Raw genomic sequence first — 14,605 nt, 5'->3', positions numbered from 1 at the left:
AAAAAATGGAGGGTGAAGGATTCCTTTACGAAGGTAAGACAAAAATCGTCGAGGCAATAGACGATGATAGCGTTATTTTAACATTTAAGGACGACATCACAGCGGGCGATGGTGCAAAGCACGATGTGATGCAGAAAAAAGGGCAAATGTGTTCTGAGATAACATCGAGGCTCATGCACTATCTCAACACGAAAGGTGTCAATACAATGTTCATGAACTACATCCCGCCCAATAAAATACGTGCAAAGAAGCTCAAGATGATTCCGCTGGAAGTAATCGTAAGGTTTAAGAAGGCTGGTTCGTTTGTGAGAAGATATGGCGGACAAGAAGGAGAAGATTTACAGTCTCCTTTGGTTGAGTTCACATACAAGAGTGATGTCATGCACGATCCACTTATGTGTATCGAACACCTCGAAGTGCTTGGCATCGTAGATAGAAACACTGCACTGAAAGTCATAGAATCTGCAAAAGAATCTGCAAAACTTCTTAAAGAGTTTTTCGAAATCCACAACTTTGAGCTGTGGGATATAAAGTTCGAGTATGGGACGGACAGCGAAGGGAACATCTGCCTTGGAGATGAGATTTCACCGGATACTATGAGGTTGAGAAAAGCGGGCGAGATATTCGACAAAGATATATATAGAAGGGATCTTGGAAATCCTATGGAAAAATACGAGGTGGTGTTGGGAGTATGCCAAAGTATTCTTTTGTGATAGATATCCAGTACAAAAGTAACGTAAGAGACCCGAGAGGCGAAACTATCAAGAGGGTTTTGAACGATGAACATAACATCCCGGTTTCGACTCTTCGGCTCGGGAAATCTATACATTTGGAGATCGAGGCTGAAAATGAAAATGAAGCGCAGGTACTCGTTGAAAGAGCGTGTAAAGAATTGCTTGTTAACCCTGTGACTGAAACGTATGAGGTGAAACTCAAATGAAAATAAACGCTCCAAAAGCACAGGTTGTAGTCTATCCGGGTAGCAACTGTGATAGAGACGCTCTTTGGGCGTGTAAATACGTAGGTTTCGAGACAGAGTTTGTAGATGTTCATTCAGATATAGATGCCGACTTGCTCGTCTTACCCGGTGGCTTTTCGTATGGCGATTATCTCAGAGTTGGTGCTGTCGCTGCAAGAGAACCTATCTCCCAAAAGATAAAGGATTTCATTAGCCGTGGGGGGCTTGTCATTGGTATCTGTAACGGTTTCCAGATTCTTGTCGAGATGGGGCTTCTTCCTGGAGCTCTCTTACAAAACAGCAATGGAAGGTTCATATGCAGAACCGTTGAATTAGAAGTCATGGACAACGATACGCCTTTTACAAGATATTATTTGAAAGGTGAAAAGATAAGACTACCAATCGCACATGGTTTTGGTAGGTTCATTAAAACTGCGGAAACTAATACAACGCTTAAATATACTGAAGATGTGAACGGTAGCGATGAATTTATAGCCGGTATAACAAACGAGCAAAAGAACGTATTCGGCTTGATGCCACATCCGGAAAGAGCGATTGAAAAGATTCTGGGGTCTGACGACGGTCTTAGAGTATTCCTATCGGTGTATAACTACATAAAAAACAAGAAATAATGCTTACTTAGGTGGTGTAGGAAATGAAATACCTCGAGATTCTTGAATCCAAACTTGGCAGGAAAGCAACGAGAGAAGAGATAGAAGCATTCACTGTGATGTGGAGTGAACATTGTGGATATTCACATACGAAGGGGTACATAAGGAAATTACCAAAAGCAGGCAAGGGCGGCAACGCAGGTGTTGTGCCACTCGATGATTACAACTTTCTCGCATTCAAAGTGGAGAGCCACAACCACCCGAGTGCTATAGAACCGTTTAACGGTGCGGCAACTGGTGTTGGCGGCATCATTAGGGATGTGCTTGCGATGGGAGCACGTCCGACCGCTATTTTGGACTCGCTCCATATGGATAGAATCGTAGACGGGATAATCGAAGGGATTTCTGATTATGGAAATTCAATTGGAGTTCCAACAGTCGGAGGAGAACTGCGCATCTCAAATTTTTACAAACACAATCCTCTTGTGAATGTCATGGCTGTTGGTGTCGGCAGGAATGAGCATTTAATCGAATCGAAAGCATCACGTCCTGGACAAGTTATCGTCATATTCGGCGGAGCAACAGGAAGAGATGGTATACATGGTGCTTCATTCGCTTCGGAAGATTTAACGGGCGAGAAGGCAAATAAATTGTCTATCCAAGTTGGAGACCCATTTGCTGAGAAATTGCTCATTGAAGCATTCTTAGAAATGGTTGAAAAGGATTTAGTTGAGGGAGCTCAGGATCTTGGCGCAGGCGGTGTTCTTTCAGCGACAAGCGAGCTCGTTGCAAGAGGTGGGCTTGGCGCTATAGTACACCTTGATAAAGTGCCTTTAAGGGAACCAGATATGATACCGATAGAGATTCTCATAAGCGAAAGCCAAGAGCGAATGGCAGTTGTAACTTCGCCAGAAAGAGCACAGAAGGTTTTGGAAATCGCAAGAAAACACTTACTCTTTGGAGAAATAGTAGCAGAAGTCACTGACGGTGGTCGTTATGTAGCAAAATATAAAGATGAAACTGTGCTCGATGTACCAGCTTCACTGCTTGAGGAATCACCCGAAGAGCCGATATACGAATACACTCCTTCCGAAATGCCGAAATTCAAATGGCTCAGATTTAAAGAAGTCGATGCACATGATGTTTTTGAGAGATACGACTACATGGTAGGCACAGATACGATATTGCCACCCGGCTTAGGACCAGCTGTCATGAGAGTTAAAGACTACTCCAATATGAAGTCATCTGTGGGATATTCTCTGGCTATACACAGTCGAGCAGATATTAGCACACAGAGTCCATACTGGGGAGCTTACATAACTGTCCTCGAAGCGATAAGGAAAACACTATCAGTTGGTGGAGAACCAATAGCGATAACAGATGGTATAAATTATGCAGATCCTGACGTAGAGCCGATGGGATTAGCCGCACAGATGAGGGGCTTGAAAGATGTTTGTGAAGCTTTCAACGTACCTGTTGCATCGGGTAACGCCTCTCTTTACAACACGTACAAGGGAAAAGGCATCCCGCCAACTCTCGTTGTTGGAATGGTTGGGAAAGTGGGAAATATGAATATTCCCAGACCCAAGAAAGGACCTATTTACGCTGTCGGATACCACGATTTTGAATTAGGCAGAGAAAAGCATTTCCAAGATGAAATAAAAAACATTTCAAGGCAGGGCTTATTCATTGTTTCAATGCACGATTTCAGCAGAAATGAAACTTTGAGGTCTGCTCTGAGAAAACTTGGATACAACCTGAAATTATCAGTTCCAAGGACCGAACCGATCCACCAAATGATTCTCGTTTTTGGAGAACCGAAAACAGCCCTTCCTGTTAAGAGAATAGGATTTTGTTATTGATACTCATTTAGACTTATTAATGGTAGTTAATAAATAGCGGTACCAGGGAAGGTACCGCTATAATTTTCGATAATAATTTTTCTGTTGCCTTTTTTTGTAACTTGTGTAGTATAATTTCAATAGATTGCTATTCTTCTAAAGAAGGGGGGAAGTTGTATGAAGTGGTATTTAAGAATAACTCTTGCGGTCTTTCTGAGCTTAATCATGACAGTTACTTTTGCTGAAGGAACAACAGAACACACCCATGCAGAAGGTGAAGAGTGTACTTGCGAAGTTCTAGATAGCAGGGAGATTGACGTATCTCAAGAACAGCCAGATATACTCCTCGACACACATGAAGAGTTGTATCAGAAAATTTCAGAGTTGGAGGAATTAGTGGCACTGCTTTACGAACTGGCAGATGCAAAGTTATCAGTGGATGACTTTTATGGGTTTTCAGATTTTACAGAAGAACGACTGAACGAACTTGAGGCAAAGGTTTTGAATATCGAAAGCCTTTCTGCAAATCTTGAAGATGTATTCGTAACCCTTGATATTCACGATGGGGATATTTTGAAAATTTATGATCTTGTTGGAACACTGTCTGATAAATTGTTGAACATTGAAGATGCGATAGCAGATAAAGAAAAAGTATTCGAAGAACTCGAAACGCTCAGTTTGCGCATAGACATGCACGACCAAGACATAGTAAATATTTTCGACATTCTTTCTACAAAAGCCGATGCAACGCAAGTCGAAGAACTCGCATCTAAAATTGAAACGTTGGAACTTATCAAAGAGTTTGATTTTACGGCTATGATTGGTCGTATAGCCCTTCTCGAAGAGTATACAAACATAATATACGAGATTGTAGGCAGTAAACCATCGTTTGAAGATGTGGAAGATATGTTAGCACCTCTTAAGACTGAGGGTATGAATTCACTAAGTGACAGGATGGATTTGCTTGAAGAATATGTAAACATGGTATACGATGCTACAAGCGAAAAACCATCTGTCGAAGAAGTACAAGACATGATATCGCCACTAAAAGACGATATCGCTGACCTGTCATCAAAGCTGTCCGCACTTTCCACAAAGTTCAACTCGCAAGAGATAGATATCTTGAAACTGTACAATTCAGTTTCGAAACTCGCAGAAGAAGTACAAAAGCTCGCAGGGAAAGTATCGCTCTTAGAAACGATGATACGCGACTTGAATCAAAGAGTTGGCAAGTGAAACTTTAAAATAAGAATAGAAAGGGGCGGTTACCCGCCCCTTTATTTTTTAGTATTTTGTATTAATTTCGTCCCATAAACTCTTTATTTCCTCAGAATTTTCTCTTAAAATCTCGAGCAATCTCGGATCAAAATGCACTGGTCTCGTCCTTCCATCTCCCTCCAAGATTATCTTCACCGCCTCTTCGTGCGATAACGCCTTTTTGTACGGTCTTTCTGATCTCAATGCATCGTATACATCAACTAACGCCACTATCCTCGCTTCTATCGGTATCTCTTCGCCCTTCAGCCCTTCCACATATCCAGTTCCATCCCACTTTTCATGGTGGTATTTCGCTATGTTCCTCGCCACTTCGAAATATTTTGAATCCCCAAGTAGCTTAGCTCCATGCTCTACGTGGCGCTTCATCGTCTCGAATTCTTCATCTGTCAATTTGCCTGGCTTAGTCAATATCTCCTTCGGCACTAAAATTTTCCCTATATCATGCAATGGTGCAAATATTCTTATCTTTTCAACAAAATCCTTCTCTAACCCAAGCTTACCAGCAAAATATGCCGAAAGTTCCCCAACACGTTCGATATGGTTGCCTGTCACTTCGTCGTAGCTTTCTGCAATCATCGATAGTTGACGAGCGAAAGAAAGGTACGAATCTTCTACTTCTTTTGAAAGGCTTTCCAGATTCACATATGCATCTTCGAGCTCTTCATTAGTAGCTTTTAATTCCTGCAAAGTTGCTGACAAATCCTCCGCCAAGTTTCCATATTCTCGAACCATCTCAGATATTTCAAGAACATTGCATGTTTCGTCAACAGGTGTGTACATATGGGTCCTCGAAAATTCTTTCATGGATGATACAATCGACTCAAACGGCAAAGAAAATTGATACGCAATCTTTCTAGCTACGAATTTTAAAAGAAGCAGAACGAAAAGTGTTATTAATATCATGAGAACAAGCCCCACCAATACCGGCACCAAGAATGGTGTTAAATTAAATTTGACGTGGAGTACCACAGGTGATATGCTAATCTTCTCATCCTCGTACTTGAATATGTCAGCAAACTCTACCTCTGCAAAAGCCTTCTTAAAATATCTCTTTCCGCTCCTAATAACATCCCAAACTATCTTTTCAACCTCACTTAGTGGTTCTTTATACTTTTCGATGGCGTAGACCTGCTTGATTTCACCTTCCTTGACAAAGGAGTAAACATGAAACTCTTTTACATCAAGCGAGTTCAATATAATTTCAATATGTTCGAAAAGATTCTCGCCAAGCTTATCCGTCAATTTTCCTACATAGTAACCTTGAGGTAGCTTGAGGTATATGTACTTCAAAATTGTGTCTTCATAAACCACCATGCTTATATAGTGTTGATAATCATCTTTGAGATATTTTTTAACTTCATTCGGAATTTCGGTGGCTCGTTCAAAAATTATGTTCTCTACACTTTCAGGTGTCGAAATCGAACAGCTGAAAAAATTGCTTTCTGTCATTGAGAAGTAACCTGTCATTACTCTTTCATTTATGAATTCTTGAATACCTCTTGCAATTGCTAAGTTTCTCATTCGAGTAATTCTATCAACTTCATCATCAATAATTCTCCAGGTGTTTTTCTGCAAGTTGTCGAGTCTATCCCTGTACATCGACACTACAACTGCAGAAACTGAAATATAAGCAACAGTAAGTAAAGCAAGAGTGATAGCTACCATCTGAGTAAATCTCAATTCTAAAAAATGTCTCATTTTAATGCTTTCCTTCGGCTTTTTTCGGCTGAACATTCGTTTTTTCACCTCTTTTTAATAATTTAACGTGGTTTTTTCTTATATTATTTTAGCATATGGATTCTCGATTTGATTAAAAAATGACGAACCAAAATTTAAAAAAACAAAAACGCCACGGAAAAACCGTGGCGTTGAATGTAACTATTGGTCTGGGCGGTGGGACTTGAACCCACGACCACCAGATCCCGATTCTGGCGTTCTAGCCATCTGAACTACGCCCAGAGTTGTTTGTATTCTGTAAATTATTTTATCATAGAAATCCGTTTTATCAAGATGGACATATAATGAATCGTCATTTAATGATGGAATTTTTGTCTTTTGATTAATCTGCATAGTACCGTGATATAATATTAGTGTATCGCTTCTTAGATATTATGGTTTGCAAATACTGGAGGTGTTGACGTGCCACATTACAAGGTTCTGATAGTTGACGACTCCAAGACTGTCCATACTGAATTGAAATCAATTTTGAGTGAAATCAACTTTGAAAGCGAAGATCTTGAAATAGAGCAGGCGTATGGTTACGAAGACTTCCGAAAGATATTTGTACCGGAAAAGTACGCTCTTGTAATGACAGACTTAGTTATGGAAAAGGATGATTCAGGCATAGAAGTAATAAACCATATTAGACATATATGTAATGATTCAAGAACGAGAATTGTTCTCATGACGGCAAATCCTGAGAAGATTCCGCCCGATCTACTAACGAGAGATTACGATATCAACGCATACATAGACAAAAATAAAACAAGCGATTTTATGACCAAGCTTACAGTGATTTCAATGCTCAAAACTTACAAGGATATATGCTCACTAGAGAAGGCGATGACTTCATTGGAGAAAATTGTGAAAGAAGCTCCCGAGATGAATCTTTCGGAACTTCTCATAAATGCATTTTTTCAAATCAGGACGTTTTTGTCACTCCGTGATTCAAAGCTGAATATCACTTCTGAAATCTTTGTCAATGGAGAAAGGATCTTCCCTCCAAAAAACATAAGAGTAGAAAATCACTACCTTCCAAACCAATACAACTATAAGATCAACATTAAACATAATGCTGTAAAGTTCTCCTTGTACACTTCGCGTGATTTGAAGGCTTTCGAGTCTGCTTATGTAAATTCTTTACTAAAGAATATAGAAAGCGCTTTTGTTCAGAAGGAAGGATTTGATGTTGAAGATGAATTCGTCTTGATGATTTCCAAGCTCGTCGAGGCAAGGTCCGAAGAAACAGGAGAGCATGTTAATAGAGTATCGGAAATTGCAAAGTTTTTGGCACAACTTTCTGGTCACAATTCGAGGGATGTGAAGTTAATTCACGGTGCTGCCGCACTGCATGACATAGGAAAAGTTGGAATTCCAGACTATATACTCAATAAGCCCGCTAAGCTTGATGATAAGGAGTTCGCAATAATGAAAGAACATACTTTGATAGGTTTTGAGCTTCTGAGAAATTCATCGCTCAAGATCTTTCAACTGGGTGCCGTCATAGCTTTGGAACACCACGAGAGATGGGATGGAACAGGCTACCCATATGGTTTGGAAGGTGAGCAAATCACACTCGAATCTAGAATAGCTCAGATTGCCGACGTTTTCGAAGCATTAACTCATGACAGGTGTTATAGACCCGCATGGTCGCTTGAAAAAGCCATAGAATATATGAACGATATGAAAGGAAAACAGTTCGACCCGTGGCTCATAGAACTGTTTAACAGGCATTTAAGAGACTTTGTACAAATTGTTCAGGATAGACAAAGTGAAGACACTTTCTAATCACTGCTTTGAAGATTTTCAACAAATCTGTTTAGATTTTCAATAGCTTTGGCAAAATCTTTTGGGAGTCGTGCTATGAATCTCATCTTTTCGCCTGTCCTTGGGTGGTAAAATGATAGGCTAAGTGCATGGAGCATCTGCCTGTATATTTCAAATTGCTCGTCTTCTTTCGCTCTTCCATAAACTTCATCGCCCATCAGCGGATGTCCTATGTATTTCATGTGCACCCTTATCTGATGAGTCCTGCCCGTTTTCGGATATGCAAAAACCAGAGAGCCAATATTTCCAAATCTCCTAACAACTTTATAATGCGTGAGTGCAGGTTTTCCATATTCAGACTGTGTCGTTGTCATCTTGACTCTAAGCACAGGGTTTCTCGCTATGCTTATCTCAATATCACCCTCAGGTCTTGCAGGAACACCCTTAACAAGGCAAACATAAAGTTTTTCAGTCAATCTGTCTTTGAATTGCTTTGTAAGTGATTGGTGCGCTAAATCATTCTTAGCTATCACCATCACTCCGCTTGTATCTTTATCAAGTCTGTGCACTATCCCAGGCCTCATTACCCCGCCTATACCTTGCAAGTCCTTGCAATGATACAGCACTGCATTAACAATGGTTCCTGATGTGTGCGAAGGAATTGGATGGGTGATTATGCCTGGCTGTTTGTTTATCACCAGTATATCTTTATCTTCATAGATTATGTCAAGCGGTATATTCTCCGGGAGAATCTCCGGAAGTTTCGGTTTCTCCGGAACCTTCAAGGTAATTATATCCCCAGACTTCACCTTGTAGCTCGGCTTCTTCGAAGTCCCATTGACCAGCACTTCCCCGCTTTTGATAGCCTTCTGTATGTAAGTCCTCGAGATCCAGTCTGGAGTCTTTTCCATTACGAATTTGTCGAGTCTCCAGCCGTCTTCTCTGTTCGTCACTTGTATGTCCATCAGTTCTGTTCGGTCTGTATCTTCTGTATATACCTCTTGAAATTGTGCCATCTGTTAACGTCTCACCTGCACTTTTTGATCTATCTTTACTTTTCCGATGCGAGAAAATCGGTCCGTGTTTAAGTTCTTCCCTAATAAACCACATGCCTAAGCCAACTGTACCTATCGTAATGAATATATCGGCAACGTTGAAAACAGTGGGCCAACCCAGAAGGGTTATGAAATCAACAACATAACCGTATCGGATTCTATCTATGAGATTCCCGAGCGCACCGCCTAATATAAAACCAAGCATTGTTTGGGTGAATTTGTTAAGTTTGAAAAACAGAGGTATAGTTGACAGTCCAATTATAATAACGAGGGTGAGGTAAATGACAATCTCTTTCACACCCGCAAACAGTCCAAACGAAATGCCTCTGTTTGTAGCATGTGTTAAGAAGAATATGCCGTAGATTCTCTTAATCGTTCCAAGCGGTATGTATAAAGTCGTGAGATGCTTGGTTATTTGATCAAGCGTAAGTGCTAAAACAAGCCAGAACATCTAATCATTCCCTATCAAAAATATTTGAAATGAGTACTTCAGATTTTTCTGTAGATGAAAGGACTCGCCACTTCGAGACCCAAATTTCTGTAATTGAATATCCTTTCCGTATTTCCTACAAATAATATTCCACCAGGTCTTAAGCTTTCCGCAAATTTTCTGTAGAGTTGGTCTTTTGCCTCCATTTCAAAATATATTACAACGTTCCTGCACATTATCAGGTCGAGTCCTTTTTCAAATGGATCCTGCAACAAGTTGTGCCTCTTAAATTGAACGCGAGCTTTTACGTTTGGTTTCACGATGTATTTGCCATCTCTTACGATAAAGTACTTCTGTATGTACTCTAACGGTGTGCTCACCATTGATCTTTCTTCGTATTCACCAATTTGCGCTCTCGTTAGAACGCCCATATCTATATCGGTTGCAAGTACCTTTGCTGTTGGTGGAGCTTTTAATTCTTCAAGAAGTATGGCGAGCGTGTACGGCTCTTCGCCAGAAGAACAACCGGCACTCCAAGCTTTAAATCTTGCACCGCTTTCTTTTAAAAGTTCAGGCAGGAATGTCTTCTTAAGTTCTTCCCATTTTTCTGGATTTCTGAAGAATTCCGTCACGTTTATTGTTAGTTTGTCAAGGAATTCGTCTTTTTTCTTATTATCTTTCATAATCAAGTCAAAGTATTCTTTATAACTCTTGCAGTTGTACTTTCTTATTAGCATTTCAATGCGTCTCTTCATTCTCTCAGGCTTGTAGCCGGAAAGGTCGAGCCCCATCGTTTCTTTTATCTTGCCAACAAACCATTCAAACTGATCCCAAGGAAGTTCTGGAATATCACCAGACTGGAAACTCGACATCCAGGCGAACTTCTTTTCCTTGAAGTCGTCCAACGACATAGACTCCACCTACCTTCCAAATCACTCTTCCAATTATAGTATCGTTTCCATCTATATTATCGTTTACAATATTGATTTCAAAGTTATCCGCTTTCAGAGCTATTCCGTTTACTAAATCGAAGCTGTTTGCACTATCTAATGAGTGATAAATTAGCGTATAAAGAACGATGTTCTTTTCTGATAAAAAGAAACCTACACCTGTCTTTTCTCCTGTGAAAAGGTAAACTATGTTGCCGATTCCAAAGTTAAACCCATATTGTGTGCGTTCTACAAACGCGTACAAATTAGCTGAGCCTATGGGGATTCTTATAGAGGCGTTGACTGCCGACGCGGAACCTAAGATCGAAAAATTCTCGGTTTTATGGATTAGTCCGCTACCTGCGTATCCTGTGCCTGCCCACGTGGCATACCAAACTTTCTGAGCAGGGTTGAAAAAAGTTGAGAAAGGAATAGAGGTATTAAAAGCGGTGTAAGTAACCTTATACGGAGCCTCGATGAATTCAAACGATTCGAAAAGATTTGAGATATCAGGCTTTATAAGTATAAAACCAGCGTTCTCTGTTAGAGGTATATCCACATCGAACTTGGCTTTGAATTTCCAGAAAGAAAAATCGTACTTAGCATTTAACTTCATCGTAGTATCAAACGGAGAGACGCCAAAGTAGAGCGTCTCTCCATTTGATATCTGGTTAAGTAGTATTAAAAATGCAAACGTCATCACAAAAATAGGAATTCTTTTCCTGAATTTCTTCCCTGGATAGTCTTTTGCCTTTTTCAAAAGTTCCAACCCCAAGTTAGTTTTGGTTTAAGTTTTAGCCTTCGAGTTTCGCCATTATCGCTTCGAGTTCTGCATCATCAATATCGAAGTTGCCAAATACTTCTTGAACATCGTCGTTGTCTTCGAGTGCATCTATAAGTTTGAGAACCTTTTCTGCTTCCGAACCTGTTACCTTAACGCTGTTCTTTGGTTTGTACGTAATCTTTGCTTCTCCTGTAAATCCGTTGCTTGCAAGTGCTTCTTTCACACTTGTTAGAGATTCTGGAGCTGCGTAAACGAGTACTGGATCTCCCTCTTCTATATCTTCTGCACCTGCATCGATTGCAAGAAGCGTGAATTCATCCATGTCAGAGATCTTCTCTGCAGGAATTTCAATAACTCCCTTTCTTTCAAATATCCATGCAACTGAACCGCTTTCTGCTAGTGAACCGCCGTTCTTGCTGAGGATGTGCCTGAGTTCTTGAGCTGTCCTGTTCTTGTTATCTGTGAGTGCAAGTATGTAAAGTGCTACTCCACCTGGTGCATATGCTTCGTAAATTATTTCTTCATATCTTTCGCCTTCGAGTTCACCCGTACCTTTTTTGATTGATCTTTCAACGGTGTCTTTTGGCATGTTCGCATCTCTTGCTTTTTCTAAAACTGCTCTTAGTCTTGGGTTCGTATCTGGATTTCCACCGCCTTCTCTTGCTGCTACGATGATTTCTCTAATCAACTTTGTGAATATCTTCGATCTTTTCGCGTCCTGTGCAGCCTTCCTGTGTTTAATATTCGCCCACTTATTGTGACCTGACATACTCTCTTCCTCCTTAAAAAATTTTCATTTAAAATTATCTTTCTCCCGGTTTTATTACCTTATCTATTATACCATATTCCTGTGCTTCTTGAGCACTCATGAAAAAGTCCCTGTCGGTGTCTTTTTCTATTCTTTCAATGTCTTGCCCAGTATGCTTGCTTAGAATATCGTTAATTATGTGCTTGATTCTGAGTAGTTCCTTCGTGAGTATCTCCACATCTTTGGCAGTACCTTCCGCTCCGCCGAGTGGTTGGTGTATCATAATCCTGCTGTTTGGCAATGCGAAACGCTTACCTTTCGCACCGGCAGCAAGAAGAACTGCCCCCATTGAAGCAGCTTGACCGACACATATGGTTGCAACATCGCATTTCACGTACTGCATTGTGTCGTATATCGCAAGTCCTGCTGTCACCAATCCGCCAGGCGAGTTGATGTAAAGCTGGATGTCTTTATCAGGGTTTTCTGCTTCTAAGAAAAGTAACTGAGCAACGACGAGGTTCGCAACGTGATCATCGATCGCACTGCCGAGGAATATAATCCTGTCTTTCAACAACCTTGAGTAAATGTCGTATGCTCTTTCGTATCTCCCAGTTGTCTCTATAACTATGGGCACATACTGGTCAAAAATCTTTTTCATTTCTTTATCCATCAAATATCATCCCCTCTTGAGAGGCTTAAAATCTTGTTATTTATTCCTCTTTTCCCTCTTCTTTTTCTTTGAAGGAAACTTCCTCAATCTGTGCTTTCTCAGAAAGTATCTTTGCAACCTTTGACTCCACTATTTCCATTATTACTTCATTCCTGATGTCCTGCCTTCCTTTGATTATCGCTTCTGCTCTGTCCGGGCTGACTCCCCACTCGACAGAAACTCTTTCTGCGTATGCCTTTATATCTTCATTGTCAACCTTTATATCATTTTCTTCGGCAACTTTCTTGACAACAAGGTCTTTCTTAATCATGTTTATGTAATAGCTTCTTAACTCCTCAACGAGCTTTTCTTCGCTTCCATAGTTCTGGACATATGCATCGTACTTTCCTTCTTCTTTCAGATTGTCGATGATATTTTCAACAGCTCGCTGTATTGTTCTTTCACTGATATTTATCTGTGCAATTGATGGTATCTGGTCAATTATCTGCACTCTATATGAATCTCCGAGTTCTCTGTCGTATATTTCTTTTCCTTCACTCTTAAATTTGTCTTTAAGTTGGTCAACTGTTTCAACGTTTTCAACAGCCAAAGATTTGACGAATTCGTCTGTAAGTTCTGGAAGTATTCTGTTGTACACTTCCTGAACTTCAAGGATGTATTTGTAAACTATCTTCTCTTCGCCTTTTTCGAATGTCTTTTCAAATTCAACAACATCGCCTTTTTTCTTTCCGTAAAGTTGTTTCACAACATCACGTTCGTCATCTTTGAGGAGCACATATTCCCTTTCTTCGCCGTCTCTAACTTTCTTTTCACCGAGCAAGACGGTTTCCTTAACCTTAACCATGTCACCTTCTTTGGCCTCATCTTCCTTTGGTTCCAATATTGCGTGTTCTTCTATGACGTATTTTACCCTCATGTCGACATATCCTTCAAGTACTTCTTCTTCCTTGGCTTTTCTAATCTTCAACTGAGCCGGGTCAAAGTTAACTTCTGGCTCGAGGTGGAGTTCAACGGTGACTTTGCCACCTTCTGGTGAAATCTTCACGTCTGCTATAACTGGGGGAAGGAGCAGACTAACACTTTCCTTGTCGAGTTCCTTTTCTGCTTCTTTGATTGCCTCATCTGCAACATAGATATCGTAGAATGCTTCTTTGAGTCTGAGTTTGTAAACTTCCTTTGGAACTCTGCCAGGTCTGAATCCTTCGATATGGTATTTTCTCTTATTCAATTCTTCAACTGTTTTGTCTTCGAGTCTTTTTATGTCCGCACTGTCGAATGTGTATTCGCGGATTATAACATTTTCCTCTTTGCTGATTTCTTTGACTTCCATTCTTGCACCTCCATTTTCCCGTTTTCCACTATCACTTTAAAAAGGGGCGTTCAGCCCCTCCTTTTAAATACGACTAATCAATTCACTATTATTCTCGATTACTCCTCTACAAGCTGGAGAACTGATAGTTCAGCACCGTCTCCTCTTCTCGCACCGACTTTTATAACTCTTGTGTATCCACCGTTTCTTGAAGCGTATTTTGGAGCTATTTCGTCAACAAGTTTGTTAACAAGCTGCCTATCTCCAAGTTCTGCAAATATTTGTCTTCTGATCGCTACGCTTTCATCTTTGTTTTCATTCTTGATCTTGTACGCTTTAACTGCTTTTGTAATGAGCTTTTCAACGTATTCTTTACCTACTTTTGCTTTTACTGTTGTGGTCATTATCGTTCCGTGCTCGATGATTTCTTTTGCGAGGTTTCTCATCAACGATACCCTGTGAGTACCGTATCTATTCAGTTTATTTCTCTTCATCCTGTGTCTCAT

14 protein-coding genes, 1 tRNA gene and 1 pseudogene are annotated in these 14,605 nt (G+C 40.3%); 6 read left to right on the top strand and 10 right to left on the bottom strand.

Going from position 1 to position 14,605, the window contains the following annotated elements:
* Positions 1–5: 5 nt before the first annotated feature.
* The 5 genes from IB67_RS07545 to IB67_RS07525 all read left to right on the top strand — a co-directional run bounded on the left by IB67_RS07545 (position 6) and on the right by IB67_RS07525 (position 4,646).
* Positions 6–713 carry a phosphoribosylaminoimidazolesuccinocarboxamide synthase gene (locus tag IB67_RS07545; RefSeq protein ID WP_498875210.1) on the top strand — a complete coding sequence of 236 codons (708 nt, stop codon included), beginning with the start codon at positions 6–8 and terminating at the stop codon, positions 711–713.
* Positions 692–940, top strand: a complete 249-nt coding sequence (purS, locus tag IB67_RS07540; protein WP_072760849.1) for a phosphoribosylformylglycinamidine synthase subunit PurS — start codon at positions 692–694, stop codon at positions 938–940. Before IB67_RS07545 ends, purS begins: the two co-directional genes overlap by 22 nt.
* On the top strand, positions 937–1,590 hold the full coding sequence (gene purQ, locus IB67_RS07535) for a phosphoribosylformylglycinamidine synthase subunit PurQ (protein ID WP_339745460.1): 654 nt from the start codon (positions 937–939) through the stop codon (positions 1,588–1,590). The genes purS and purQ overlap by 4 nt, the downstream gene beginning before the upstream one ends.
* A gap of 23 nt (positions 1,591–1,613) precedes the next feature.
* Entirely contained in the window at positions 1,614–3,431 is a 1,818-nt protein-coding gene (gene purL, locus IB67_RS07530; protein WP_498875209.1) for a phosphoribosylformylglycinamidine synthase subunit PurL, read from the top strand.
* A gap of 156 nt (positions 3,432–3,587) precedes the next feature.
* Positions 3,588–4,646, top strand: a complete 1,059-nt coding sequence (locus IB67_RS07525) for a hypothetical protein (RefSeq protein ID WP_498875208.1) — start codon at positions 3,588–3,590, stop codon at positions 4,644–4,646.
* 48 nt (positions 4,647–4,694) lie between these two features.
* On the opposite strand, the gene IB67_RS07520 is transcribed toward IB67_RS07525, so the two are convergent.
* Positions 4,695–6,422, bottom strand: a complete 1,728-nt coding sequence (locus IB67_RS07520) for an HD-GYP domain-containing protein (protein WP_498875207.1) — start codon at positions 6,420–6,422, stop codon at positions 4,695–4,697.
* A 148-nt stretch (positions 6,423–6,570) separates the two neighbouring features.
* Positions 6,571–6,647 (bottom strand) — tRNA-Pro (locus tag IB67_RS07515).
* 180 nt (positions 6,648–6,827) lie between these two features.
* Between IB67_RS07515 and IB67_RS07510 the strand changes: the two genes are divergently transcribed.
* The gene (locus tag IB67_RS07510; RefSeq protein ID WP_498875206.1) at positions 6,828–8,195 is read left to right on the top strand and encodes an HD domain-containing phosphohydrolase; all 1,368 of its coding nucleotides are present in this window, start codon (positions 6,828–6,830) and stop codon (positions 8,193–8,195) included.
* On the opposite strand, the gene IB67_RS07505 is transcribed toward IB67_RS07510, so the two are convergent.
* From IB67_RS07505 to rplQ, 8 genes and pseudogenes are all read right to left on the bottom strand, one after another.
* Complete coding sequence (locus IB67_RS07505) at positions 8,192–9,139, bottom strand: RluA family pseudouridine synthase (protein WP_498875205.1); 948 nt, start codon at positions 9,137–9,139, stop codon at positions 8,192–8,194. The genes IB67_RS07510 and IB67_RS07505 overlap by 4 nt on opposite strands.
* A gap of 151 nt (positions 9,140–9,290) precedes the next feature.
* A pseudogene (lspA, locus tag IB67_RS07500) lies at positions 9,291–9,680 on the bottom strand (signal peptidase II); the annotation flags it as partial.
* 38 nt (positions 9,681–9,718) lie between these two features.
* Positions 9,719–10,570 carry a CheR family methyltransferase gene (locus IB67_RS07495; RefSeq protein WP_339745477.1) on the bottom strand — a complete coding sequence of 284 codons (852 nt, stop codon included), beginning with the start codon at positions 10,568–10,570 and terminating at the stop codon, positions 9,719–9,721.
* A complete protein-coding gene (locus IB67_RS07490; RefSeq protein WP_339745481.1) occupies positions 10,509–11,348 on the bottom strand; it encodes a hypothetical protein in 840 nt (279 codons plus the stop codon). Before IB67_RS07490 ends, IB67_RS07495 begins: the two co-directional genes overlap by 62 nt.
* Before the next feature lie 34 nt (positions 11,349–11,382).
* A complete protein-coding gene (locus IB67_RS07485; protein ID WP_072760403.1) occupies positions 11,383–12,141 on the bottom strand; it encodes a YebC/PmpR family DNA-binding transcriptional regulator in 759 nt (252 codons plus the stop codon).
* A gap of 34 nt (positions 12,142–12,175) precedes the next feature.
* Positions 12,176–12,790 (bottom strand): ATP-dependent Clp endopeptidase proteolytic subunit ClpP, encoded by a 615-nt coding sequence (gene clpP / locus IB67_RS07480; protein WP_072760578.1) that lies wholly within the window; start codon positions 12,788–12,790, stop codon positions 12,176–12,178.
* Positions 12,791–12,830: 40 nt separating this feature from the next.
* On the bottom strand, positions 12,831–14,120 hold the full coding sequence (locus tag IB67_RS07475; RefSeq protein WP_339745486.1) for a trigger factor: 1,290 nt from the start codon (positions 14,118–14,120) through the stop codon (positions 12,831–12,833).
* Positions 14,121–14,218: 98 nt separating this feature from the next.
* Positions 14,219–14,605, bottom strand: coding sequence for a 50S ribosomal protein L17 (gene rplQ, locus IB67_RS07470; RefSeq protein WP_072760407.1), 387 nt, complete (start codon positions 14,603–14,605; stop codon positions 14,219–14,221).

Source organism: Fervidobacterium riparium (assembly GCF_025370035.1).
Taxonomy (GTDB): domain Bacteria; phylum Thermotogota; class Thermotogae; order Thermotogales; family Fervidobacteriaceae; genus Fervidobacterium; species Fervidobacterium gondwanense.
The sequence above is the reverse complement of the archived record's forward strand: the minus strand, read 5'-3'. Positions and strand labels throughout refer to the sequence as shown.

Bases quoted from the DNA above. Each gene is read 5' to 3' on its own strand.
- IB67_RS07545 (WP_498875210.1), top strand. From the start codon at position 6: ATGGAGGGTGAAGGATTCCTTTACGAAGGTAAGACAAAAATCGTCGAG.
- purS (WP_072760849.1), top strand. From the start codon at position 692: ATGCCAAAGTATTCTTTTGTGATAGATATCCAGTACAAAAGTAACGTA.
- purQ (WP_339745460.1), top strand. From the start codon at position 937: ATGAAAATAAACGCTCCAAAAGCACAGGTTGTAGTCTATCCGGGTAGC.
- purL (WP_498875209.1), top strand. From the start codon at position 1,614: ATGAAATACCTCGAGATTCTTGAATCCAAACTTGGCAGGAAAGCAACG.
- IB67_RS07525 (WP_498875208.1), top strand. From the start codon at position 3,588: ATGAAGTGGTATTTAAGAATAACTCTTGCGGTCTTTCTGAGCTTAATC.
- IB67_RS07520 (WP_498875207.1), bottom strand. From the start codon at position 6,422: ATGTTCAGCCGAAAAAAGCCGAAGGAAAGCATTAAAATGAGACATTTT.
- IB67_RS07505 (WP_498875205.1), bottom strand. From the start codon at position 9,139: ATGGACATACAAGTGACGAACAGAGAAGACGGCTGGAGACTCGACAAA.
- IB67_RS07495 (WP_339745477.1), bottom strand. From the start codon at position 10,570: ATGTCGTTGGACGACTTCAAGGAAAAGAAGTTCGCCTGGATGTCGAGT.
- IB67_RS07485 (WP_072760403.1), bottom strand. From the start codon at position 12,141: ATGTCAGGTCACAATAAGTGGGCGAATATTAAACACAGGAAGGCTGCA.
- clpP (WP_072760578.1), bottom strand. From the start codon at position 12,790: ATGGATAAAGAAATGAAAAAGATTTTTGACCAGTATGTGCCCATAGTT.
- IB67_RS07475 (WP_339745486.1), bottom strand. From the start codon at position 14,120: ATGGAAGTCAAAGAAATCAGCAAAGAGGAAAATGTTATAATCCGCGAA.
- rplQ (WP_072760407.1), bottom strand. From the start codon at position 14,605: ATGAGACACAGGATGAAGAGAAATAAACTGAATAGATACGGTACTCAC.